The organism is Deltaproteobacteria bacterium (genome assembly GCA_019309045.1).
Lineage (GTDB): Bacteria > Desulfobacterota > Syntrophobacteria > BM002 > BM002 > JAFDGZ01.
Genome location: JAFDGZ010000043.1, coordinates 15,722 through 40,268, shown reverse-complemented (window position 1 = coordinate 40,268; position 24,547 = coordinate 15,722). Strand labels below are relative to the sequence as shown.

Annotated in this window: 22 protein-coding genes; 7 read left to right on the top strand and 15 right to left on the bottom strand. The window is 54.2% G+C overall.

The window, feature by feature from the left end:
• Positions 1 to 206: hypothetical protein (locus tag JRI89_10755; protein MBW2071721.1), on the top strand; the 206-nt coding region annotated here is incomplete at its 5' end.
• Between the two features lie 11 nt (positions 207 to 217).
• Positions 218 to 1,195 carry a UDP-glucose 4-epimerase GalE gene (gene galE / locus JRI89_10750; protein ID MBW2071720.1) on the top strand — a complete coding sequence of 326 codons (978 nt, stop codon included), beginning with the start codon at positions 218 to 220 and terminating at the stop codon, positions 1,193 to 1,195.
• 204 nt (positions 1,196 to 1,399) lie between these two features.
• On the opposite strand, the gene JRI89_10745 is transcribed toward galE, so the two are convergent.
• Positions 1,400 to 1,657 carry a hypothetical protein gene (locus tag JRI89_10745; GenBank protein ID MBW2071719.1) on the bottom strand — a complete coding sequence of 86 codons (258 nt, stop codon included), beginning with the start codon at positions 1,655 to 1,657 and terminating at the stop codon, positions 1,400 to 1,402.
• A gap of 461 nt (positions 1,658 to 2,118) precedes the next feature.
• The gene (locus tag JRI89_10740; protein MBW2071718.1) at positions 2,119 to 3,456 is read right to left on the bottom strand and encodes a nucleotide sugar dehydrogenase; all 1,338 of its coding nucleotides are present in this window, start codon (positions 3,454 to 3,456) and stop codon (positions 2,119 to 2,121) included.
• A 344-nt stretch (positions 3,457 to 3,800) separates the two neighbouring features.
• Here JRI89_10740 and JRI89_10735 point away from each other — a divergent pair, with 344 nt between their 5' ends.
• The gene (locus tag JRI89_10735; GenBank protein ID MBW2071717.1) at positions 3,801 to 4,022 is read left to right on the top strand and encodes a NifU family protein; all 222 of its coding nucleotides are present in this window, start codon (positions 3,801 to 3,803) and stop codon (positions 4,020 to 4,022) included.
• Positions 4,023 to 4,026: 4 nt separating this feature from the next.
• Here JRI89_10735 and JRI89_10730 read toward each other — a convergent pair whose 3' ends face one another.
• From JRI89_10730 to JRI89_10670, 13 genes are all read right to left on the bottom strand, one after another.
• A complete protein-coding gene (locus JRI89_10730; protein MBW2071716.1) occupies positions 4,027 to 4,497 on the bottom strand; it encodes a 23S rRNA (pseudouridine(1915)-N(3))-methyltransferase RlmH in 471 nt (156 codons plus the stop codon).
• A 71-nt stretch (positions 4,498 to 4,568) separates the two neighbouring features.
• Positions 4,569 to 5,318 carry a TlyA family RNA methyltransferase gene (locus tag JRI89_10725; protein MBW2071715.1) on the bottom strand — a complete coding sequence of 250 codons (750 nt, stop codon included), beginning with the start codon at positions 5,316 to 5,318 and terminating at the stop codon, positions 4,569 to 4,571.
• The gene (locus JRI89_10720) at positions 5,290 to 7,212 is read right to left on the bottom strand and encodes a 1-deoxy-D-xylulose-5-phosphate synthase (protein ID MBW2071714.1); all 1,923 of its coding nucleotides are present in this window, start codon (positions 7,210 to 7,212) and stop codon (positions 5,290 to 5,292) included. Before JRI89_10720 ends, JRI89_10725 begins: the two co-directional genes overlap by 29 nt.
• 23 nt (positions 7,213 to 7,235) lie before the next feature.
• Positions 7,236 to 8,129: a polyprenyl synthetase family protein gene (locus JRI89_10715; protein MBW2071713.1), complete on the bottom strand. Its 894-nt coding sequence runs from the start codon at positions 8,127 to 8,129 to the stop codon at positions 7,236 to 7,238.
• Positions 8,119 to 8,361: an exodeoxyribonuclease VII small subunit gene (gene xseB, locus JRI89_10710; GenBank protein MBW2071712.1), complete on the bottom strand. Its 243-nt coding sequence runs from the start codon at positions 8,359 to 8,361 to the stop codon at positions 8,119 to 8,121. Before xseB ends, JRI89_10715 begins: the two co-directional genes overlap by 11 nt.
• Before the next feature lie 255 nt (positions 8,362 to 8,616).
• Positions 8,617 to 9,417 (bottom strand): M23 family metallopeptidase, encoded by an 801-nt coding sequence (locus JRI89_10705; protein ID MBW2071711.1) that lies wholly within the window; start codon positions 9,415 to 9,417, stop codon positions 8,617 to 8,619.
• Between the two features lie 303 nt (positions 9,418 to 9,720).
• A complete protein-coding gene (locus JRI89_10700) occupies positions 9,721 to 11,091 on the bottom strand; it encodes an exodeoxyribonuclease VII large subunit (GenBank protein ID MBW2071710.1) in 1,371 nt (456 codons plus the stop codon).
• A gap of 269 nt (positions 11,092 to 11,360) precedes the next feature.
• Entirely contained in the window at positions 11,361 to 12,353 is a 993-nt protein-coding gene (locus JRI89_10695) for an ATP-binding cassette domain-containing protein (GenBank protein ID MBW2071709.1), read from the bottom strand.
• A 15-nt stretch (positions 12,354 to 12,368) separates the two neighbouring features.
• The gene (locus JRI89_10690) at positions 12,369 to 13,364 is read right to left on the bottom strand and encodes an ABC transporter ATP-binding protein (protein ID MBW2071708.1); all 996 of its coding nucleotides are present in this window, start codon (positions 13,362 to 13,364) and stop codon (positions 12,369 to 12,371) included.
• Positions 13,361 to 14,494, bottom strand: coding sequence for an ABC transporter permease (locus JRI89_10685; protein MBW2071707.1), 1,134 nt, complete (start codon positions 14,492 to 14,494; stop codon positions 13,361 to 13,363). Before JRI89_10685 ends, JRI89_10690 begins: the two co-directional genes overlap by 4 nt.
• Before the next feature lie 128 nt (positions 14,495 to 14,622).
• A complete protein-coding gene (locus JRI89_10680) occupies positions 14,623 to 15,582 on the bottom strand; it encodes an ABC transporter permease (GenBank protein ID MBW2071706.1) in 960 nt (319 codons plus the stop codon).
• 3 nt (positions 15,583 to 15,585) lie between these two features.
• Entirely contained in the window at positions 15,586 to 17,718 is a 2,133-nt protein-coding gene (locus JRI89_10675; GenBank protein ID MBW2071705.1) for a peptide-binding protein, read from the bottom strand.
• A 9-nt stretch (positions 17,719 to 17,727) separates the two neighbouring features.
• Positions 17,728 to 18,324 (bottom strand): DedA family protein, encoded by a 597-nt coding sequence (locus tag JRI89_10670; protein ID MBW2071704.1) that lies wholly within the window; start codon positions 18,322 to 18,324, stop codon positions 17,728 to 17,730.
• Between the two features lie 299 nt (positions 18,325 to 18,623).
• Here JRI89_10670 and tilS point away from each other — a divergent pair, with 299 nt between their 5' ends.
• The 4 genes from tilS to JRI89_10650 all read left to right on the top strand — a co-directional run bounded on the left by tilS (position 18,624) and on the right by JRI89_10650 (position 24,460).
• Positions 18,624 to 20,024 (top strand): tRNA lysidine(34) synthetase TilS, encoded by a 1,401-nt coding sequence (gene tilS, locus JRI89_10665; GenBank protein MBW2071703.1) that lies wholly within the window; start codon positions 18,624 to 18,626, stop codon positions 20,022 to 20,024.
• 252 nt (positions 20,025 to 20,276) lie between these two features.
• A complete protein-coding gene (ftsH, locus tag JRI89_10660; GenBank protein ID MBW2071702.1) occupies positions 20,277 to 22,244 on the top strand; it encodes an ATP-dependent zinc metalloprotease FtsH in 1,968 nt (655 codons plus the stop codon).
• A 65-nt stretch (positions 22,245 to 22,309) separates the two neighbouring features.
• Positions 22,310 to 23,092, top strand: coding sequence for a dihydropteroate synthase (gene folP / locus JRI89_10655; GenBank protein ID MBW2071701.1), 783 nt, complete (start codon positions 22,310 to 22,312; stop codon positions 23,090 to 23,092).
• Between the two features lie 18 nt (positions 23,093 to 23,110).
• Positions 23,111 to 24,460: a phosphoglucosamine mutase gene (locus JRI89_10650; GenBank protein MBW2071700.1), complete on the top strand. Its 1,350-nt coding sequence runs from the start codon at positions 23,111 to 23,113 to the stop codon at positions 24,458 to 24,460.
• Positions 24,461 to 24,547: the final 87 nt, after the last annotated feature.

Genomic DNA, 24,547 nt, shown 5'->3' with positions numbered 1-24,547 from the left:
TGGGCCTGAACCACCAGAAATCTGGAATCAAGGCTAACATCGCCCAAAAAACGGACAGAATAGATCTGGATGCCACCTGGTACAAGCTGGACAATCTCATGCTGCGCGGTGGCTATCGCTACGAATCCATCGACAATGAAAAGTATGTCAAGGGAAGAGATAGGAACAACAGCATATTCTGGTTTTCAGTAGAATATAGCTTTTGAGGGAGACGCTCTTGAGAATCCTGGTCACTGGAGGCGCAGGTTATATTGGCAGTCACGTGGTCAAGCTTCTGGGAGAAAAAAAACATGAAATTCTAGTCTACGACAATCTTTCCACCGGTAACAGCTGGGCTGTCCTCCACGGTGAGCTGCTTGTGGCAGACCTTGCAGACAGTACTACCCTGCACAACACCCTGTTGCGGTTCAAGCCCCATGCCGTCATGCACTTTGCCGCCTCAATCGCAGTGGAAGAAAGCGTTCATCATCCTCTCATATATTATCGTAACAATACTGCCAACACTCTCAATCTTCTGGAATCCATGCAAGCCTGTGGTGTGCCGAACTTGATTTTTTCTTCAACTGCTGCGGTTTACGGCACACCACAGCAGGTACCGATAGATGAGAACAGTGAAATGGCACCAATTAATCCCTATGGCACCTCTAAGATGATGATCGAGCTAATCTTGCGAGACCACTCGCAGGCAACGCCTGATTTTGCTTACATATCATTGCGCTATTTCAATGTGGCGGGTGCCGATCCTGAAGGCCAACTGGGGCAGGTCTATCCTGAAGCCACCCACCTCATTACCAGGGCCCTCAAGACGGCCAAAGGAGAATTTGCCAAACTGCAGATCTTTGGAACTGATTATCCTACCGCCGATGGAACGTGCATAAGAGATTACATCCACGTTTACGATCTGGCCGATGCTCATCTCAAGGCGTTGGATTATTTGCAGGCAGAGAAAAAAAGCGGCATCTTTAACTTGGGCTATGGCCACGGCTATTCAGTAAAAGAAGTGGTGCAGGCTGCCAGAGAAGTAACCAGGGTGGATTTCCCTACAGAGGAAACAGCCCGCAGACCGGGTGACCCTGCCGTTCTGGTGGCTGACAGCAGAAAAGCAAAACAGATCCTCCACTGGCAGCCAAAATATGATGATCTGTCACTCATTATAAAAACTGCCTGGGAGTGGGAAGCAAAGTTGCCAGTATAGCAACGGCACATTATATCCCAAAAAACCACTCCGCACATCATATTGGCAACAGGTTCAAAGTAAGAAGGCGTCCAGCGTCTCAAAAGAGTCAGTGCCAGCCGTGGTGAACATGAAGAGGGAGATGTCCGACGAGGGGCATGGTGTGCTGCATTGGTAGTGCCCCTTTTCCCCTCTTCACAAAACGCCTCCTCGCCGGACATAATGTTAAACTGCGTCCACCTCTTCAGTAAATGAGCGTTCAGTAAGGTAGTCATAGGCTTTTTGCAGGACGAGCACAGCCTTGGGAAGGTCATTGACGTCGAGACTTGCGGTGGTCTTCAGGTTGCCCTCACTGTCTCTATATAATTTCTGGAAGGAAACCTTTTTTACGGAAAAGCCTTGACCGTCTTTGAAGATTTCGTTGTGAAAAATAGCTGCTTTTACACTGCCGTGTTGAAAGATCTTCTCTGGTCTGTTGCCCATTGATGCCCCTCCTAGACATAGGTTGCCTTCCAGAACCTTCCCGCCATGTCATAAATATCCTACCCTCACAACCTTTGATTGATTCCGCAATTGGGGACAAAGACAAACCGGGTAGGGTGCGCCATCATGTTCGAGAAGGTTCTGGAAGACGATGTTTCAGTTGTGCTGATGCCCCTAGCCCCCACCAAATTGTCCAGTCGTCGCTAGCACCTAATGCCGAATTCAGTACTCACCTAGCCCACAGTCAGATACTGCTGCAGATATCGCTACTCTGTATTGCCAAATTTTCATCGTTCTCATAATGCTTGTCAAACAGGATCAATAGGTAGTGCGCCTATTGAGTATTGTAATGGGGGTATAAACTAATTGTCATTCACCCTAAAATATAACTTGCCAAATGTCAAGGGTAAAAATGAAATTAACCTGGTTTTTTTATTAAGGTTTTCGTTCTGATTGTGAAGTTAAGCCTTAATTACATTGTCTCTCTTTTGGCGATACACTCCCCGACTGTCTACGATGAGCGAAGCATATCTCTCGATGGCATCATAGGGAAAGGCGTCATGGTCGGTAACCAGAACTACACAGTCCACGCTCTGCAAATTTTCTGGCGTCAGTTCAACAGACTTCAAGTTGAAATGGTAGCGGCGCATCCGAGGAAACACTCTAATGTAAGGATCGCTATAACTCACCTCCGCTCCCTTGGCGCGAAGGATCTCCATAATTTCCATGGCAGGCGATTCTCTTGGATCGTCCACGTTTTTCTTGTATGCCAGGCCCAGAACGAGAATCTTTGCCCCTTTGATGGGCTTGCCTCGGTTATTTAAGCCTTCAGCAACTTTCTCTACCACCCAGTGGGGCATAGCTGTATTGACTTCACCAGCGAGTTCTATAAAGCGAGTGTTGAGACCGAAGGCCCTCGCCTTCCAGGTGAGATAAAATGGATCGATGGGGATGCAGTGGCCGCCAAGGCCGGGGCCGGGATGAAACGGGGTAAAGCCGAACGGTTTTGTGGCCGCAGCATCAATCACTTCATGGATATCGATACCCATTCGGTCAGCAACCATCTTCAGTTCATTTACAAGTCCTATGTTTACCGCCCGGTAGATATTTTCCAGCAGCTTTGTGAGTTCAGCCGCCCTGGTTGATGACACGGGCACCACTCGTTCCACCACCTCCCCATAGAGCGCCACACCCACCTCGAGACAATTCTCTGTCACTCCTCCACACACCCTGGGGATATTTCTAGTGTGATATTTTGGATTCCCCGGATCTTCCCGCTCCGGGGAATACACCAGAAAAATGTCTTTACCTACGGTCAGGCCGCGGCTTTCAATCATGGGCTGCAGTTCCTCTTCAGTGGTTCCTGGATATGTTGTGCTTTCGAGACACAACATTTGCCCCGGCCGGAGGTGTGGGTAAATTGATGTCATGGTTGACCGGACAAAGGAGAGATCAGGTTCCCGGTGTATATCCAGTGGTGTAGGTACGCACAGAATCAGGACGTCCATTTCTGCACTGCGGCTGTAGTTGGTTGTAGCTTCGAATAAAGGAACTTCCTTGCCATCAGAAATCCTGCTAACCTCCGCTCGTCTTGCAGCAATCTCCTCGCTGGCAATATGACCTATGTAGCTCTCACCTTTATTCAGCTTGACCACCTTGTTCTTATCAATGTCAAAACCAACTACCGGGAACCTCTCTTCAGTAAAGCGAAGCATAAGAGGCAGGCCCACGTATCCAAGCCCGATAATGCCAATCATGCTCTGTCGGCTTCTAATCTTGCTTATAAGCTGCTCTTTCATACTCTTCTTCCCTCGCTGCTCAATTCATGCAGACAGGAGGAGCATGGATATCCCTTTCGGGCCCCTCCATTTCAAACTTCCCACGCTTGTTGCCATTTTTGCAAGATGTGAGCCACGAAATTCCGACCAGGCTTGAAGGAGAATTAGGTTGCAATCGCCCCCTCCAGTAGTTATAGTACGTAATATTCGCAGGGCAAGAGTGAAATGAGCTAGAGTTTGCAACCACAGCCCGGCAGCATGCTCTACAGAAATATAGCCACCTGCGAAGAATAATTGAACAGATACTTTCTGTGGCCATAGGTTTTGCTGACCAGGTTACAGATTGCTGTAAAAAGGAGAATTGCATGCGAGATAGAGTTGAACAGGCACTTACCAAAATCCGCCCAGCTTTGCAGCGCGATGGCGGAGACATCGAGCTGGTGGACGTGGAAGAAAACGGCGTTGTCAAGGTTCGCCTCACCGGGGCCTGTCATGGCTGCCCCATGTCACAGATGACTCTCAAGGCCGGTGTTGAAAGGGTTCTGAAACAGCAGATACCTGAAATAACCAGCGTGGAAGCAGTTTAACCACTCACCTGTGGTATTTCTCTCCCCTTAATATGGTGTGGATCCGATACAGCTGCTCCAGCAGTATCAATCTACTCATTTCGTGGGTATAGGTCATTCTTGACAGGGACAGCACGGTGTCAGCCCGCTGTCTCAGCGAATCAGAGAACCCGAGCGCGCCACCCACCGCAAAACAGAGTTCCCGGCAACCTTCCCTTTCGAGGCGGCTCCACCAGCGCGCCAGCGCCAGCGAACTGAATTGTTTTCCCCGGCGATCCAGAACAACCAGGTGCCCCCACGGGGGCACCTTTGCAGCCACCCTCCTGCTTTCGAGGTCCACTATCCTCTCTGGCGGGTTTGACTTTGTCAGCCGTTCTGCTTTGACAACCGTGACCGTTACCGGCAAATAACGGTTGAGCCGCTGCAGGTAACTGGCAATGCCTTCTTGAAGGTAAGGTTCCCTGACCTTTCCCACCAGAATGAGACGTAGCTTCACTGGATGTAGTCAATCCTCTGAGTCTGAGCCGCCCCGAATACCGGGGTGTTTACTCCCTGATCTATTATGCCTTACCCGCCTGCCCTCTTTGCAAGTAAGAAGAACTCACGATTTCCCTTCGGACCCAGCAGGCTGGATTCAACCGTTCCCTTGACCTGCAGCCCTAGGTCGAGGCAGAACTGACTCACCTCGGCAACTACTTTGTTGTGCAGTTCAGGATCTCGTACAACGCCGCCCTTTCCCACCTGGCTGCGTCCCACCTCGAATTGAGGCTTGATGAGCGCCAGCAGCAGGCCGCCATCTTTGCTGAAAGGTGTCACACTGGGAATTACTTTCTTCAAAGAAATAAATGAGACATCAATGGTCACCAGATCCACTGTCTCTGGCACCAGGTCTTTACTGAGATAGCGTACATTGCAGCGCTCCAGGACCACCACCCGCTCATCCTGCCGCAGCTTCCAGGCAAGCTGTCCATAGCCAACATCCACCGCATAGACTCTTCTAGCACCCCGTTTGAGCAAACAATCGGTAAAGCCACCGGTTGAGGCGCCCACATCCATGACTGTCAGCCCGGCCACGGCAAGGCCAAAATGATCTAGAGCAGCCGCCAGTTTGAGCCCGCCTCTGCTTACGTAGGCATCCTCCTCTGACTCCAGGACTTTTATTTCCACAGCGGCCGCAACCCGCTGACCAGCCTTGTCCAACCTTTGCCCATCTACCAGCACTTTGCCGGCAAGAATAAGGGCCTGTGCTCTTTGGCGGCTAGCCGCCAATCCCCGCCTTACCAGGAGCTTATCCAGACGCAGCTTCTCCTTTGTCATTTTCTCTGACCAGCGCCCTTGCGGCCCTGATGATGGCGCCGCTGTCTATGCCGCTGCGTTTTCGCTGAATGGCCTGAGAACCGTGTTCCACAAACTGATCGCCAATCCCCAGCCGGACAACACGAACTGCAGGATGCCCGTCGTCTGCCAGCGTCTCAAGGACCGCGCTGCCAAATCCTCCTTGCAGGACATTTTCTTCCACGGTGATCAGCTTGCCTGTGTCTGAAGCCATGCGCAAGACAACTTCTCTATCCAGAGGTTTCACGAATCTACAGTTTACCACCGCAGCCTCGATTCCCTCTGCAGCCAATACTCCGGCAGCCTCCGCAGCAGTCGCCACGCGATTGCCTATGGCCAAGATCGCCAGGTCTTTTCCCTGCCGAATCACCTTGGCTTTGCCGATTTCCACCGGCGTGACAGGATCCTGCAGCGGCACACCCTGCGCACTGCCCCGGGGGTAGCGCAATGCTATGGGACCGTCGTACTCCAGAGCCGTCTTCAACATGCGCTGCAGTTCGTTCTCATCAGCAGGGGCCATGATCACCATCCGGGGAATACAGCGGAGATATGAAAGATCGAATAGTCCATGATGAGTGGGGCCGTCTTCTCCCACAAGACCAGCGCGGTCCATGGCAAAGACAACCGCTATGTTCTGCAGGCAGATGTCGTGAATCACCTGATCAAAGCCGCGCTGGAGAAAGGTGCTGTAGATGGCCACCACAGGTTTGAAGCCTTCCAGGGCCAGACCGGCGGCGAAAGTTACGGCGTGCTGCTCGCAGATGCCCACATCGAAGAAGCGATCGGGATAGAGTCTGGCAAACTCACTCAGGCCCGTCCCTTCAGGCATGGCAGCAGTAATTGCCACAATGCGCTCATCTTCTGCTGCGAATTTTGCCAGGGTTTCACCAAAAATCCTGGTGTAGGATGGTGCAGCTGTCTCGCTGCGAGGGGCTCCGGTGCGCACCTTGAAGGAGCCCAGACCATGAAACTTGGCGGGATTGCATTCAGCCGGTTGGTAGCCCTTGCCCTTGGTGGTTAGCACATGCACCAGCACTGGCCCTTCGAGATGCTGAACATTGGCAAACGCCTCGATGAGCTTGCTCAGCCGGTGGCCGCGGATAGGTCCAATGTATTCGAACTTGAGAGCCTCAAATAACATCCCGGGAGTAAAGAAACTCATGAACGAGTCCTCACCCCTTTTGACCAGCTGGAGTATATTGCTGCCTATCCCTGGAATGGAATTGAGCAGGCTTTCGATCTCTTTCTTGAAATGATGGGCGATCTTGCTCGTTTTCTTGCGGCTGAGAAAAGAAGAAAGGGCCCCCACATTCGGTGCAATGGACATCTCATTGTCGTTGAGCACTACGATCAGATCTTTCTCAAGAAAGCCTGCCTGGTTGAGGCCCTCAAAGGCCATGCCACCTGTCATGGATCCGTCACCTATGACTGCAACCACCCTGCCACCTTCACCTTTCATGTGTCTGCCAGTGGCAAATCCCAGGGCTGCGGAAATGGAGGTGCTGGCGTGTCCTGTGCCAAAGGTATCATAGGGGCTCTCCGTTCTTCTGGGAAAGCCGCTGATGCCTCCATGCTGCCTGAGGGTGTGAAACTGCTCCCTTCTGCCTGTGATCAGCTTGTGGGTGTAAGCCTGGTGGCCCACATCCCAGATAATAACGTCCCGGGGAGCATCGAACACCCGATGAAGGGCGAGTGTCAGCTCCACAGTGCCCAGATTGGCTGCCAGGTGACCACCGTTCTGGGCCACTGTACAGATAATCTCGGTCCGGATCTCCGCTGCCAACTGTTCCAGCTCTTTGAGAGAAAGAACCTTCAGGTCAGCCGGACTGTTGATGCGCGACAGCAATGAAGCTTTTTCCTGTTCCTTTTTTGCCATATTGCCTCTTTCCCTGTGCGCCGCTATCTTTTTCTGGTGAGGATATACCTGGCAATCGCGCGTAGCGGTTTCACCCGGTCATCAAAACCGTGTAGAGCAGCCAGGGCGTCCGCTACTTTTTCCTCGGCCTCCACCTGTGACTGCTCCAACCCCAGCAGCGCCGGGTAGGTGGCCTTACCTCTAGCCACATCCACACCGGTCCTCTTCCCCAGCACTGCTGGATCACCTTCGATGTCAAGGACATCATCCACTATTTGAAAAGCAAGGCCAATGGCATGGCCATAGCGCTTCAGGGCGCCAATCTGCTCCTCAGAGCCGCCGCCCACCATAGCACCTGTTTCCAGTGAAGCACCGATGAGCGCTGCTGTCTTCTTGCGATGCAGGTAGCGAACCAGTTCAATATCTGCTGTGGTATTCTGCCACAACATGTCCACTGCCTGGCCTCCTACCATTCCCCTGTAGCTAGCGGCTGCTGCAATCACCTCAATGATTCTCACTGCAGTTGAAGACGGCATGGTGTCGACTCGACTGAGCAAATGGAAGGCCTCGGTCAACAAAGCATCGCCGGCCAGTATGGCCATGGCCTCACCAAACACTTTGTGGCTGGTGGGAATTCCCCGCCGCAACTCGTCGTCATCCATGGCAGGCAGGTCGTCGTGGATCAAAGAGTAAGTGTGGATCATTTCGAGGGCGCAGGCAACTGGCAGGGCATTCTCCGCCAGGCCGCCCACAGCTTCAGCCGCAGCCAGACAAAGGATGGGGCGCAGACGTTTGCCCTTAGCAAAAAGGCTGTAGCGCATGGCCTCCACTACCCTGGCCTCAATGGTCTCGAGAGGAGGAAGAAACCGCTCCAGGGCCTCGTCCACCATTTCTCGGCGCAATCTCAAGTAGGCAGCCAGTTCGAATTCATTCTTCATCGTCAGCCTCGATGAAAGGCGTTGCTTGCAACCCCCCCTTCTCGTCGCGAACAAGCAGGGCCACTTTGCGCTCCGCCTCGTCCAGTTTCTTGTTGCAGAACTTGACCAGTCTCACTCCCTCTTCAAAAAGCTTCAAAGCCTCCTCGAGAGGCAAATCCCCCTCTTCCATTCTAGCTACAATGGCCTCCAGCTTCTGCAGTGCCTGTTCAAAACTTTCCTTTTTTCTTGCCATAATATACACCACTTTCAAAAATCGTAACTGGTCATATCTCCTTTGATCGTAAGCACCGTGAATACTGGGACTTTGTCCAGGTGCCGCTCAAGGGGGCTCGCCAGGGCTGCCGCGAGCCAAAGCTCAGGGGATGAGGTTTGCCAACCGCAGCAGCCCGAGCGTTAGCGGCAACACTGCGCAGCATTCACCCTTTGGCTGATTGCCAGGAGTCACGACCCGGGGTGATTCATAAGAATTAGCACAAGAGCATCCTGTTCAGCTCCCTGTCGCCTCGAGAAGCTCCACAGGGTTTACCCGGGCGCCATCGAGGCGTACGCCCCAGTGCAGGTGAGGACCGCTCGCTCTACCCGAGGCCCCAGCCAAACCAATCACCGTTCCTCTCTCCACCATGCTTCCCTGCTGTACCTTAACTTTGGACAGGTGAAAGTACATGGTAAACAATCCCTGGCCGTGATCTATTACTACGGAACGTCCCGGGAAAAAGTAATCTCCCACCAGCACCACCCGCCCGCGGTTGGCTGCCATAACTGGCTCTCCCTGACGAGCTCGCAAATCAATGCCGCTGTGAGGGCTCCGCGGTTCATTATTGATAATGCGGCGGCGCCCGAAAGGAGAAAGCAGTTTGCCGTTTACCGGCTTCAGAAAAGAGCCTGTCCAATAACGTTCTGGCGTCCACTTGTTCCACAACTGTCTGAATACTTGCTGCTCTCGGCGCACCCGTTTGAGAGTACGGCTGTCCAGCTTCACCATGCGTTCGGGCAGCTGCAGCCGCTCTATCCCGTAGAACTTTTTGACGACCTGGATATCCTCCTGCCAGAGCATGGTAGTTTTGCCGCCTGTTTCCACACGTATTTTCAGCGGATATTTTCCCGGAGGCAGCCCCAGGTCCACACCTATGAGTGAACCATATTTTCCTGGTCCGAGTGGATAGAAACCCAGTGGCTTCCCTTGCCAGCTGCCTCGAACCAGCGAGTGTTCGTCAACCTCGCTGACCACAAGTTTGGCAACGCTTCCCTGGACCAGAGGCTCTCTGAACTCGACGACTCCTGCTGCCACGGACACAGCCTCACCTTGCAGCCATAATGTGCAAGCTGGCAGCCATAACAATATCAATACCCTACAGAAGATCTTCTTGTTCATCAGCTGTGCAGCCGCTTTCAAAGTAATTTACTCCTGCCTCCATATTTCAGCAGAGAGGCCTTGCTGCCACCCGAGTCCCTCCAGGGCGAGCCTCCGGTTACTCTCACGGGGTGCAGTAACGCCTCTTGTCAGCAATCTCATCTCGAGTCCAGAAACTATCTCCACTTATCCTCCATTTGTCCATATTGCAAGACCCACTTCAACGGTCCCTCGAATCTCTCAATGGCTCGTCTTGGTCACCTTACACCTGAGAGCTCCTTCATGCAGTCTCACCTGCACCAGATCATCAGTCTGCACATCTCTGGCCGAACGCACAATTTCTCCGGCTGGCCAGGTGGTGGTAATGCTATACCCCCTGGCCAGGATAGCAAGTGGACTCAATGTTTCCAAACGGCTGAGAGAGCGCTCGAGCGCCTGCCTCTTGCTGGCCACTGCCTGCCTGCTGAACAGCTGCAGATTTTTCTCCAGCTGCCTCATGGTCATAGTCAAGGCAGAAATCATGCTGGCTGGACTGGCATGCACCAGGCGAGCCGCTTCCCTGGAAACTAGCTGCTGCCTGTCAACCATCAGGCGACGCAGTGCTGCTTCCAACCGCTGCCCATTGTCATCCAGCCTCATTCTCATATCCACCAGCATTGTCCTCGGATGACGCAACCGCTGCTGTCGACTTTCCAGTCTCTCTTTCCACAGATGGACAGACTGGCGGAATCTGCTCTGCAGTCGCTGTTTCAGAGTCTCCAGGTGTTGTTTGAGCGCCTCTTTCTGTTGGCTCACCATCTCAGCGGCAGCCGAAGGCGTTGGAGCTCGCACATCTGCCGCCAGATCGGCCAGGGTGGTATCTATTTCGTGGCCCACCGCAGAAATTATAGGGACAGTTGACTGATAGATGGCCCGCACCACCTTTTCCTCGTTGAAGGACCACAGATCCTCCCAGGAACCGCCTCCGCGGCCGACAATGATAACGTCTACTGGAAAGTCCTTGTTGAATGCGGCAATCCCCTCGACGATTTCCTCGGCAGATCCCTCCCCTTGCACCCGAACTGGATAAAGATAAATCTCCAGGTTGCTGTAGCGGCGCCGCACCACCTGAATAATGTCGCGGATGGCAGCCCCGGTTGCCGAGGTAACCACCCCTATTCTCTGCGGCAGGAATGGCAGACCCTTCTTGTGCTCTTCAGCAAAAAGTCCCTCTGCTGCCAGCCGCTTTTTCAACTGTTCGTAGGCCAGCTGCAGGGCGCCCACACCTCTGGGCTCCATGGCCTCCACCAGCAGTTGATATTCTCCCCTAGGTTCGTATACGCTCACCCTGGCCTGGCAGATAACCTGCATGCCGTCTTCTGGCTGGAAGCGAAGCCCGCGCTGCTGCGAGCGAAACATCACCGCCCGCACCTGGCTGTGGGCGTCTTTGAGTACAAAATAGAAGTGGCCTGATACGGGGACTCTGAAATTGGAGATCTCCCCTTCAACCCAGATGAAGGGAAAGTGATCCTCCAGCAAGCCGCGAATTTCGCGGGTGAGATCACTTACAGAATATATCCGACGACCGTCCGTGGACTGCAGCTGCAAGCTGTTGTCATCTGAAAACGTCATCTGCTCGAATCTTTCCTGCCTGGTTCATGCCGCTGCTGGAGTCAACAAACACCTTTTCTGCAGTTGCACCAGCAGGACTCTGCCCGCAGGCGCCAGAAAAACTGTTGCACCTCCCAGGCCGAACCCTGCCAATTGCCTTTGTGTCAGCTGTCTTGGTATCACATATATCTGTCGAGATCAACGAACCCTCTTTGCAGAATTTGCTGCTTTTTCACAAGTGCTCCGGCCTCGCTGGCACTCAGCGCTGTGGCCGGGTATGCTCACTCTGCTCATACGGTCACTTTCCAGCAGCGCACGCGGTGACCAGCAGCCACCTCATAAAAGTCGATCTCCTCCTGCCGGCAGCGCTCTTCCGCCAGGGGACAACGGCTTTGAAACTTGCAGCCAGGCGGAGGATTGAAAGGAGTCGGCACATCACCCACCAGAGGTTCCCACCTCCGCTTGCTCGAAGGGTCGGGCACGGGGGCCGCTGAAAGCAGCGCCTTCGAATAAGGGTGCAGTTGTCTCTCATAGACTTCCTTGGCAGGCCCCCATTCCATAATATGTCCAAGATACATGATGGCAACCCAATCGCTCACATGTTCCACCACGTGCAGATCGTGGGAGATGAACAGGTAGCTCAAACCCAGCTCCTGCTGCAGTCTTTCCAGAAGGTTGAGAATCTGCGCCTGAATGGAAACGTCCAGGGCAGAAACCGGCTCGTCACATATTATGAGTTCTGGGTCTACGCTCAGGGCCCTGGCAATGCCAATCCTTTGCCGTTGACCACCGCTGAATTCGTGCGGGTATCTCTCGGCAGCCTGTGGAGGCAGCCCCACCATATGCAGCAGTTCTCTGAGCCGCTCCCTTCTCTGCTGCGAACTCTTGAGGCCAATAACCCGCAGTCCCTCTTCAATAGATTTTCCCACTGTCATCCGCGGGTTCAAGGAACCGAAAGGATCTTGAAAGATGATCTGCATCTTCCGCCGGTAAGGCTTCAGTTCAGCGGGGGAGAGTCCACTGATCTCTTCTCCTCGATAGAATATGCGCCCGGCAGTGGGCTCTTCCAGTCTGAGAATCACTTTGGCCAGAGTGGATTTCCCACAACCACTCTCGCCCACCAGACTGACGGTCTGGCCGGCGGGAATTACCAGATCCACGCCGTCCACCGCCTTGATCAGTCCGACTACTCGCTGCAGGAAGCCGCGCCGCACCGGAAAATACTTCTTGAGGTCGGCAGTCTCAATAATGGGGTCGCCGTTGCTGCCTGTGCGGTATTTCATGAGCTTTCCCAAAGATCATCCCAGCTTTTCCACTCGGCCCTGGCGCAGCTTCCGTTCTACAACTGGACAACGCGCTCGGTGGCCGGCGCCGAAATCGCACATTTCAGGAAATTCACGCCTGCAGTTCTCCTCAGCCTGATCACAGCGGGGGTGAAAGGGACAACCCGGCGGCTTTCTGATTGGCTCGGGCACTGCACCGGGGATGGTGTACAGGGCGCTCTTTTTTTTCTGTCTGGCGGGCAGACAGGCAAGCAGCCCCATTGTGTATGGGTGGCAGGGTTCTCTGAAAATCTGTTCCACCCACCCCTCTTCAACCACGATGCCCGCATACATCACATAGACCCGCTCTGCCATACCCGCCACCACACTCAGATCGTGGGTGATGAGAAGAACTGCCATCTCCTTTTCTTCCTGCAATTTCTTGAACAGATGCAGGATCTGCGCCTGGATGGTCACATCGAGCGCCGTGGTAGGTTCATCAGCAATAATGAGCTGTGGATTGCAGGCCAGCGCCATGGCAATCATTGCCCGCTGTCTCTGTCCTCCACTGAGATTGTGGGGATAATCATCAATCCTTTCTGCCGGCGAAGGGATGCCCACGTCCTCCAGGAGTCCAATAATGCGCGCCCGTGCCTTGTCGCCTTCCAGTCCCTCGTGAACCGCCAGTACCTCCTCAATCTGCTGCCCTATAGTGAATACAGGGTTGAGGGAAGTCATGGGCTCCTGGAATACCATGGAGATCTTCTTGCCGCGAATTTTCTGGAGTTCGGCTTCCGTCATCTCCAGCAGGTTTTCACCCTGAAAAAGAATCCTGCCGCCAGCAATGATCGCCGGCGGCCTGGCCAGCAACCCGAGTATGCTCAGCGCCGACACCGTCTTGCCGCAGCCAGATTCGCCCACCAGGCAAACTGTCTCTGCCGACCGCACCTCGAAACTAACCCCATCCACGGCCCTGGCCAGACATTCCGCATTCCGCACTCCCCATTCCGCATTCCGGATTCCGCATTTCAATACCTTTCCTTCAGCTTGGGATTCAGCATGTCTCTGAGACCTTCGCCAAAGAGGTTGAATGCCAGCACCACGATGAGGATTGCAATGCCCGGGATAAAGGTCAGCCAGGGAGCGTCAAAAAGGTAGTTCTTGCCATCCGACAGAATATTGCCCCAGGTGGCGTGAGGCGGCGGCACCCCAAAGCCAAGAAAGCTGAGACCTGCCTCGGTGAGGATGGCACTGGCTATGCCAATAGTGGCCGACACCAACACCGGCGCAATGGCGTTGGGCACCATGTGGCGGAAGATTATGCGCCAGTCAGAAATTCCAAGGGCGCGGGCTGCACTGACAAAATCCTGCTCGCGCAGAGAGAGAAACTCGGCCCGCACGAAGCGGGCGGCGCCCATCCAGCTGGTGAGACCGATCACTATCATTATGTTGTAAATACTGGCCGGCAGCAGCGCCACCACTGTGAGGATCAAGAAAAAGCTCGGGAAGCAGAGCATAATGTCGATCAGGCCAGTGATGAGCATGTCAATATTAACAATCTCCAGGTCCAGAAGGGCGAACTTGTCAGAGTGTACCCGACCCTTACGGAGCAGCAGAAAGATGGTCACGGCAGCAGCCGCAGCAGCCAGCCCAACACGGAGGAATCCCGGCAGCCAGCCGCCTCCGGCAAGAGCCGCAGCCGCCAGCAACAGAGCAAACACCGGTCCAGCTCGGACTGTTTTCTGGCCATAGTAGCCTGCCAGACCGCCCAGGACAATCCCGATGAACACGGATATGCCAACAGCCACAAACCCCACCGACAGGGAAACCCAGGCCCCCTGGAGCATGCGGGCGAACACATCTCTGCCGAGTTCATCAGTGCCGAGCAGGTAGGTGCCCAGCCAGGGGAGCTCCTCAGGCCGCAGGGCCTCAAGCTTGGCTCTCGACAAGGGTGGCCGCAGTTTTTCCTGCAGCCGCACCAGACCAGGGTCGAGTGTGGGTGAAGTGCCCGAGGTCAGCACAACGCCCACCAGGGCAAGAATGAAAAAAAACACCAGGACCACCAGACCTCCCAGGGCCAGCTGGTTCTTGCCCAGTTCGCGCCAGAACTGGGCCAGCCTGCTCTCCTGAGGTGGCAGAGTCCATATGTCTTCCAGGGGCATTTCACCGGAGTTGAAATGACTTCCGTCCATAGTCAGGATTACTCTCCTCGGTACTTCTCTTGTCTCAGGGGAGCTGCCTGCTCTGCAATTTTTGCTGCCGCAGCCGGCCTCTCTCCCTGCCCTGAGCGCTACAGCTTGATCCGGGGGTCAGCCAGCATATAAAGGATGTCTGAAAGCAGGGTGCCCAGGAGCACCAGAATTGCCGACACAAAATTTACTGTAATGATCACCGGATAGTCCCTGGCCAGAATAGCCTCGTAGGCCATCCGACCTATCCCGGGCCAGGAAAAGATTGATTCTATAATCACTGAACCGCCAATGAGTCCGGGCAGCACCAGCCCGAACATAGTGACAAAGGGAAGCAGGGCGTTGCGCAGAGCATGCTTGTAATGAACCTGCTCCTCGGGCAGCCCTTTGGCTCTGGCAGTGCGCACATAGTCCTGGCCTTCCACCTCCAGCATCTGATTGCGCACATAGCGCGACAGCACCGCAATGCCTCCAGTGGCTCCCAGAATGGCGGGCAGGACCATGTGCCACACCCGATCCATAAACCTGGTCAGCAGGCCGGCGTGTCCGAGGCCGAAAGTGCGCATGCCGATCACTGGCACATGCAGACCATTCACCACCAGTATGATAAGTATATAGGCGAAAAAAAAGCCGGGGATGGAAATAAGCAGATAGGCAAGAAACGTGGTGACCCGATCATAAACGCTGCCTCTGCGAATGGCAGCCTGAATGCCTACCGGAAAGGACAGAGTCCAGGTAATGAGTGTTCCTACCAGAAAAAGCGGCAGGCTGTTGAGAAAACGTTCATAGATCTTCCCCAGTACCGGTCGACCATCTTTCCACGACACACTCTTGCCAGTGAAAAGATCTTTGTAGAAAAGCAGGAACTGCTGGGAGAGGGGCTTGTCCAGATGGAACTGTTGGCGGAATCGTTCCACCACCTCTCTGGTGAACTTGGGATTCAAGGGATCTACCTGACTCGGCTCCCCGGGAGCCAGGTGCACCATGGCAAAAGAAATTACCATAACGAACAGTAAGGTTACAGTCTTCTGCACAAGGCTGCGGCCAAGAAAAGAAAGCATGGGTCAGTCCTCCACTGCAAAATTCGGTACTTCCGGCAGCTTGATCCACCTGTTGAAAAAGAAGGTATAGTTGCCCGTCTTTGTCGGCTTTATTTTTTCATAGTAGACCCTGCCGCTGCTGTCCTTTCTGGCAATGACGATGCGCTTGTCTAACAGGGCCGTCCATTTCCCTACATAGAGAAAGGTGTAAGGCTGTTCCGCAGCAATAATTTCATGCAGCCTGTGGCAGTAGGCAACCTGGCGCTGGCGATTGTATTCCCGCCTGATCCTGACGATAAGATCGTCTGCCTCCTTGTTTTTGAAGCCAACGAAATTGAGTTGATGAGAGCCCGTCTGACTCGAATGCCATATCTGGTAGAGGTCTGGCTCGACTCCCATGCTCCAGCCGAGAACAAGGGCATCAAAATCGTGTTTGTCCACCCGCTCCTGGATAAATACTGCCCATTCCAGCACATCAGTCCGCACATCCACACCAATCTTTCTCCATGAGTCCTGGGCAATGGAAAGAATAGCCTTGCGGATGTTGTTGCCCTGATTGGTGATCAGGGTAAACTGCAGCCGTTTGCCATCTTTCTCCAGCCAGCCCTCCCTGCCCCGCTTCCAGCCAGCCTCAGCCAGAAGTTCCAGCGCCCCCTGCGGATCATAAGGCAGTGGTTTGACGGCTTTATTGTAATAATCAGTTTGTTTGGGGAAAGGCCCGGTAATGCGCTCTCCCTGGCCATAGAGAACGTAGCGGATGATGCTGTCCACATCAATGGCCATACCCAGTGCTCGGCGCACCCGCACGTCATTGAATGGCGGCCGCTGCATATTGTAGCCGATGTAGGTGTAGCCAAAACTGAGCCCGGAGAAGCTTTGAAAGCGGGCATCCTGTTTGAGCCTCTGTACCTGATAGGGCTGCACGTTGTAACTGTCCAGAGTTCCAGCATAAAACTCCATTTCCTGAGTTAGAACGTCCGGCACGATCCGGTAGGCATAGCGGTGATAGAGAGGCGGGCCCTCCCAGTATTGCGGGAATCTCTTCAGGAGAATGTACTGGTCAGACTTCCACTCACTGAATTGATACGGCCCGCAGCCTATGGGATGGCGATTGAATTCGCTTTGACGAATTGACATTGTTGCAGGATCCAACCCGCGAGCGCGCGCCTCTTTGCTGAGTTGGGCACGGTTGAGAAGGTGTTCTGGCAAAATCCCTATCATCCAGGTGCCGAGTGCAGGGGAATACAACCGCTTGTAGGTAATTTTCACAGTCAGTGGATCGAGGATCTCCACTGATTTTACCGGTTCGTAATCAGAGACTCGCGGCGACAGGTTGGCGGGATTCATGATGGCCTCAAAGGTGAACTTTACGTCTCTGGCTCCAAAGGGATGGCCGTCATGAAACTTCACTCCTGGCCGAAGATAGAAGACAATTATGGGGTTCTGCTCCGTAGCCGGCAGGAGTTTTCTGGCATAGACTGCTTTTTTCTTCTTCAACTGTGGACTGAGCACCTGCAGGTAGCGTTCTGGAGTGAAAGTCGAAAAATAGTTGCTCCCTAGCAGTTTTTCGAGCTGTGGAAAGAGTTCCTGATCCACTTCTTTCAGGGTGAGCTTCACTCTCGGGGGGTAGTTGATCTCGACTCTAGCCTGCTGATCTTGCGCTCCTTCCCGGGGTTCTCCAGCTAGTTCACGGCGGCCTCTCCTGGCAGGCTCGATTTCAACCCCTTCGATATTCTCGAGTGACCGCCTCAGGGCAGCATCACCTCCTGGAGGTTTCTGGGCCGCTCTCAGGAGCATGGCCCGTACCTGCTCTGCAGTCGCCCGGCCGAAGCCTGGAATCTCTGCCTGCTCGTTCAGATAAAAATAGGCCTCTTCATAGACCTTCCATGTCGTGGCCAATCTGCCGCGGTAGTTCAGATTCTCGTCATAGTCGAGCAGGCCCTCGAATACCAGGCCGTTAATCGTACTGCTGGCGCTGTCAGAAGAGAGAATGGGATTGAGCAACTGGGCGTCGCCTATGGAGGCGGTCACGTATTCTGCCAGGCGGGCGGGATTTCCCTTGGTTTGCTCTTGATAGTTTGGCACCCACAGATATGATTGCCCCAGAAAGAGCAGGAGCAAGCAGGGAACTGCAATGAGAACACGCCGAACTGTCAAGAATACCTCCTAGGAATCCTGAGCTGCGCCTCTGGACACAGTGCGCAGGATCCAGAAGCCCAGTATCAGCAGGACTACAAAAAGCACTGACAGCACATTGAAGTATTTGGAGATGAAGCTGTTCACTGCGGGCCCAAAGAAATAAAAGAGCGCCGCCACTAGAAAGAAACGTGCCCCTCGGCTGCCTGTGGAGGCAATGACAAAACGGCCGAATTGGAGAAGGAAAGCACCAGCGCTGATGGTAAACACTTTGTATGGGATGGGAGTGAAGCCTGCCACCGCTACAGCCCAGACATCCCAGCGGCGATAGTAACGTTCAACGAGTCTGACCTTCTCTGGCCGCACCCAGCGCTCGAGTAGAGGACGACCGCCGAATCTGCCCAGGCCGTAGCCGAAGATGCCTCCCAGAACAGAGCCGGCAGTGCAGAGGGAAGCATACCAGAAGCTCTGCTGAGAATCCACGGCGCACAGAGCAATAAGGAGGAGATCCGGTGGAATGGGAAAAAAAGAAGACTCACAGAAGGCGAGCATGAACAGCGCTATTCCTCCATAGGGAGTGTGGGCCCAGTGCACCACCCAGTCAGCCAGAGCATGTAGCCATTGCATCATATGCTATTCCATCATTGCCGCATCCGGAGCCAGCCGGAAAAATAAGCTCTCCCCCACAGTCACAACAGTAGGATTACCTGCCCGTCTCTTATATCACGGAAAGCCTCCTTATGACAGGAGACGACTTTATGTTCGGCCGCAAAATTGCCTGGGGAAAAGCAACCTGCCATTTTTCGAATCCAGTAAATCTGCAACCCTGCGAGTGAAGCAGCAGCCAGCAATCCTTGTCAACGAGGGTCCCTGGACAGCCTCCCTGTCCTTACATATAATCAGCATATCCCAAAGGAGTCCACAGCATGTTAGTGCAGAAGGTATTGCAGACGATCACGGCCTACCGCATGTTTCATGCCGGAGACCGGGTGGTGGTGGCAGTCTCAGGCGGCCCAGATTCGGTCGCCCTCTTTCATATCCTCTATACACTCAGAGATCAACTGGAAATCGATCTTGTCGTAGGCCACGTCCACCACGGCCTGCGCGGTGCTGAGGCAGAGCAAGAGGCGCGCTTCGTTCTGAATCTGGCTGAGCGCTTCAAGGTGCCGGCCACTCTGAAGAGAGCCAATGTCAATGATTGGCAGGCCGTTCATGGAGGATCCCTGGAAATGGCGGCACGAGCTGTCCGCTACCAGTGTCTCCGCCAGATCATGCTGGAGGAAAGCGCTTCCAAGATCGCTGTGGCCCACCATGCCGACGACCAGGCAGAAGAGGTGCTCCTGCGGCTGTTTCGCGGCGCAGGCCCGGCAGGTCTTGCCGGCATGCCGCCAACAAGCGGCCAGTGGCTTGCCAGGCCCCTGATTGATTGTCACCGCCAGGAAATCCTGGCCTACTTGAGCCTGGTGGATCAGGAATGGTGCCAGGACTCCAGCAACTTGCAGCCGTGGTGCAGAAGGAATATTCTCCGCCTCAAATGGCTGCCGAGGCTACAGCGAGAGTTCAACACCAACCTCAATGCCACCCTGGTAAAAACCGCCAATTTAGCCAGGGAAGAGAACGACTTCTGGGATTCTTTGCTCAATTCCTGGCTCGAACAGCATGCCGTCTCAGAGGCAAACGGCGCCGTGCTGCTGCCGATCAACGCCCTGGCTGAATGCCATCCGGCCATGCAGAGGCGCCTGCTGCGCACGGTACTGCGACAGGTTGCAGGGAAGCTCCAAGGCATAGGCCTGCGCCATATCGAAATGCTCGGCCAGCAGATTCATGCTGGCCGATCTCGAGGCTCCCTGCACCTGCCGAATCAACTTATGTCGGAAAGAAGCTACAACTGGTTGAGAATTTCTCTGCGCTCTTCTGAGCCGCCGCCGGAATTGCATTTGGAAATTCCCTCTCTCGGGACCTACCAGGTGTTTCAGTTGCACCACACTATTCATCTTCAACAGGTCGACCGCTGCGAATCCATTGAAATCAGCCGAGATCCCTTGGAGGTAATGCTAGATCGTGACCGCCTCTCCTTCCCCCTTTTGCTCAGATCGGTGCAGCCAGGCGATCGCTTTCGACCTCTCGGTATGCAAGGCAGCAAAAAATTGCAAGATCTCTTTATAGACCTGAAGGTGCCGCGCTACCAGCGATGCCGTATTCCCGTGCTCTGCAGCCAGGAACACATAATCTGGGTGGTGGGTCTGCGAATCGACGAGCGGGTAAAAGTCACCTCTGCCACCAGGCGCATTCTCCTGGCAAAGTATGCCCCTGCGCACCCCGGCTAGGCAGAGCAGCATCCCTGCCGGTAATTGCACATCGCTTGATCTCCATGGACTGTAAGTTACAGGCTTCAACTCTGCAGCCAGCTGGAGAACTGCTGGAGAATCACCGCCGGCAATTCAGCTTTTTCACCAGGGACAGTGGAAAGCAATCGTGTTGACATTTTCTTTGCAATGACTAATGTGGTATGTTAATTGAAAAGGTTTGTATCTGTCTTTGACAGATCTCTATAAAGAAACTATGTGAGGAGAACAACCTTGAGTCCCTTCTACAAGAATCTTGCCCTCTGGCTGATAATAAGCCTGATGTTTATCCTGCTGTTCAACATGTTCAACCACCCGACCCAGAACAGGCAGGAAACCAGCTACAGTGAATTCATTGCCGCCCTTTCCCAGGGAGAAGTCAGTGAAGTGACCATCCAGGGAAACGATATTTACGGCAAATACAAAGACGGCGCCCCGTTTCGCACTTTTGCCCCCAATGATCCTGACCTTATGCGGGAACTCCGCGACAAGGGAGTGCAGATCAGTGCCAAGCCCAAAGAAGACTCACCCTGGTACATGACCATTCTCATCAGCTGGTTCCCCATGCTGCTCCTCATTGCAGTGTGGATCTTTTTCATGCGCCAGATGCAGGCTGGCGGCGGCAAGGCCATGTCATTTGGCAAGAGCCGCGCTCGTCTCATTTCAGACTCAGCTCGTAAAGTTACCTTTGATGATGTGGCTGGCATAGAAGAGGCTAAAGAAGAACTTGAAGAGGTCATCGAGTTTCTGCGTGATCCCAAGAAATTCACCCGTCTCGGCGGCAGAATTCCCAAGGGAGTTCTGTTGGTGGGGCCTCCCGGAACCGGCAAGACTTTATTGGCCCGGGCAATTGCCGGGGAAGCAGGGGTTCCCTTCTTCAACATCAGTGGCTCCGATTTCGTCGAGATGTTTGTGGGTGTGGGCGCTTCTCGAGTCAGAGACCTGTTTGTCCAGGGCAAGAAGAATGCTCCCTGTATAATCTTTATTGACGAAATAGATGCCGTGGGACGCCACAGAGGCGCCGGCCTCGGCGGCGGCCATGACGAACGTGAACAGACTCTCAACCAGCTGCTGGTTGAGATGGACGGCTTCGAATCCAATGACGGCGTAATCCTCATCTCCGCCACCAATAGACCTGATGTGCTGGATCCTGCCCTCCTCCGGCCCGGCCGCTTCGATCGTCAAGTGGTTGTGCCGCTGCCGGACCTCAAAGGCAGGGAGGGTATACTGCAGGTGCACTCTCGCAAGACCCCACTGGCAAGTGATGTGGATCTGAGCGTTCTCGCCAGAGGCACCCCGGGCTTCTCCGGCGCCGATCTGGAGAACCTCGTCAATGAAGCTGCTCTGCAGGCAGCTCGCAAGGACAAAGATCGGGTCGAAATGATAGACTTCGAACTCGCTAAAGACAAGGTCCTCATGGGAACCGAACGCAAGAGCATGATCATGAGCGAGGAGGAGAAGCGAAATACCGCCTACCATGAGGTAGGTCACGCCCTGGTGTCAAAGTTTCTGCCGAACACCGATCCTGTGCACAAGGTGAGCATTATCCCCCGCGGACGTGCCCTGGGCGTTACCATGACCCTGCCTCTGGAAGATCGGCTCTCTTATGATGAGACGTATATGAAAAACACCCTGGCAAAGCTCATGGGGGGACGAGTGGCAGAGGAGCTGGTCTTCTCACGCAAGAGCAGTGGCGCCAGCGATGACATAGAAAAGGCCACCAACATCGCCAGAAAAATGGTGACTGTTTTCGGCATGAGTGAGGTCATGGGGCCCATCGCTTTTGGGCAGAAGGATGAACAGATCTTTCTGGGGCGCGAGATCGCCCAACATCGTGACTACAGTGAGCAAACAGCCATCAAAATTGATGAAGAGGTGCGGCGGATCATAGATGAAGCATACCACACTGCCAAGAAGATCCTGCAAGAACACGAAGATCTGCTCCACAAGATCTCCGAAACTCTTATGGAAAGGGAGACCCTTGAAGGCAAGGACATAGACGCCATCATCGATGCCAGCAAGCCAAATCTGAAATATACCCGAACCTTCACTGCCCAAGACATGGTTGATCAAGAGCGCAGACAGGAGGAGGCCGCCAAACCTTCTTCGTCATCTGCCGATGGCAAGGAGGAAGAGGAGGACTCCTTGGGTTCTCACAGCAGCGATCCTTCCCAGGGACGAGTGGGAGAGACTCAGGCTTGAACCGGGCATTATATTCTATTAAATGCGGCAGCAAGACCCTCGAGCTTGGCAAACGGACCCTGCTCATGGGGGTCATCAATGTAACACCAGACTCATTTTCGGACGGCGGCGAATTCTATCAGATTGAGCAGGCCATCCGCCAGGGAGAATTGCTTGCCTCGCAGGGGGCAGATCTCCTGGATGTGGGCGGTGAATCCACCAGGCCTTTTTCTGAACCTGTTCCTCTGCAAGAAGAGCTGCGGCGCGTCATTCCAGTTATTGCTGAACTGGCAAAGCGGCTGACCATTCCCATCTCTGTAGATACGGCAAAGGCCGAAGTGGCTCGCGCCGCTCTGGAGGTGGGAGCAACTGTGATCAACGATATCACCGCTCTGCGGGCAGATCCAGAAATGAGCAAGGTGGCGGCTGCTGCCAATGTGCCGGTGGTCCTCATGCACATGCAGGGAACCCCGCGGACCATGCAGAAGAATCCCCGCTATGATGCCCTCCTTGCTGAAATCATAAGTTTTCTGCAAGAGAGAGTTCAATACGCCTGTGCTGCCGGCATTGATAGAAAGCAGCTGCTCATTGATCCGGGTATAGGCTTTGGCAAGACTGTGAGGCACAACCTGCTCCTGCTCAAGCATCTGGATGCTCTGACTGTTTTGCAGCTGCCGATTCTTCTCGGCACTTCGAGAAAATCTTTTATTGGTGCGGTGCTCGACAAGGAAGTAACTGAACGCGAACCAGGATCCTGGGCCACTGCCTGTGTGGGCATTCTGCACGGGGCTCATATCCTGCGGGTGCACGAGGTCGAGATATGCCGTCAACTGGCAGATATGGTGGACACTGTATTGCATGCTGACTAGTTCGAGAGAGGACGGGCCATGGGCAAAATATTTGGCACAGACGGTGTTAGAGGCGTAGCCAATGTATATCCTATGACCAGCGAGATCGCCTTACAGCTGGGGCGTGGAGCCGCTTACGTGTTCAAGAACACCACCCGGCGACCCAAGATCGTCATCGGCAAAGATACCCGTCTGTCAGGATATATGATCGAGAATGCCATTGCATCCGGCATCTGTTCAATGGGCGTTGATGTCTTGCTGGTCGGCCCCCTGCCCACTCCCGGCATTGCCTTCATTACCAGCAGCATGAGGGCAGACGCCGGGGTGGTCATCTCTGCCTCTCACAATCCTTTTCAGGACAATGGCATAAAATTCTTCTCTCGAGACGGCTTCAAATTGCCGGATGAAATCGAACAGCGCATTGAAGATTTGATCTTCACCAACGGCATCGACCATCTTCGTCCCACTGCTGAAGAAGTGGGCAAGGCTTTCCGGATCGATGATGCTGTTGGCCGTTACGTGGTCTTCTTGAAACATGCCCTCTCTCGAGATTTGACCCTGGATGGCATCAAGATAGCAGTGGACTGTGCCAATGGTGCCGCCTACAAGGTCGCCCCGGCAGTTTTCGAGGAACTGGGAGCCGAGCTTGTGCTCACAGGGGTCAATCCGGACGGCCACAATATTAATGATGGCTGCGGCAGCCTCTATCCCCAGGTGGTGGCAGAACTTGTTCGGGAGTCTGGGGCCAACCTCGGCGTTGCCTTCGATGGAGATGCCGACAGAGTCATCTGTGTGGATGAGAAAGGACGGGTGGTGGATGGCGACCAATTGATGGTCATCTGCGCTGGCCGCATGTTGCGAGACCAGCAGCTGAAGCAGAACACCCTCGTCACCACAGTTATGAGCAACATGGGTCTGGAGGTTGCCATCAGATCTCTGGGCGGCACTGTGGAGCGAACGCCTGTGGGAGATCGCTACGTGGCAGAAAGAATGCGTCAGGGGGGATTCAACCTGGGAGGTGAACAGTCAGGACACATCATTTTCCTGGACCACAACACCACCGGGGACGGCATACTGTCTGCTCTCAAACTTCTCGAGGTCATGCTGACAGAAGAGAAGCCTCTTTCGGAACTGGCATCTGTGATGGAACGCTATCCCCAGCATCTCGTCAACGTGAAAGTCAAAGAGCAGAAACCGCTGGAAAGTTTGCCAGAGGTAACCCGCACTGTAAAGATGGTGCAGGAAAAGCTGGGAGAAACCGGGCGGCTGCTTATTCGTGCTTCAGGCACCGAACCAGTGATCAGGGTAATGGTGGAGGGCAAGGATCAAGAACTGGTGGCAACACTGGCTGAAGAAACTGCTGCAGTCATAGAAAAAGCAATGGCCTAGCAGGAAGAAGCTCACTTCTGTCGCCCGCCCAACACTGTTTCTGACCGCTGGCTGACATCCGCACAATATGAGCCGCTCGACCGGTCG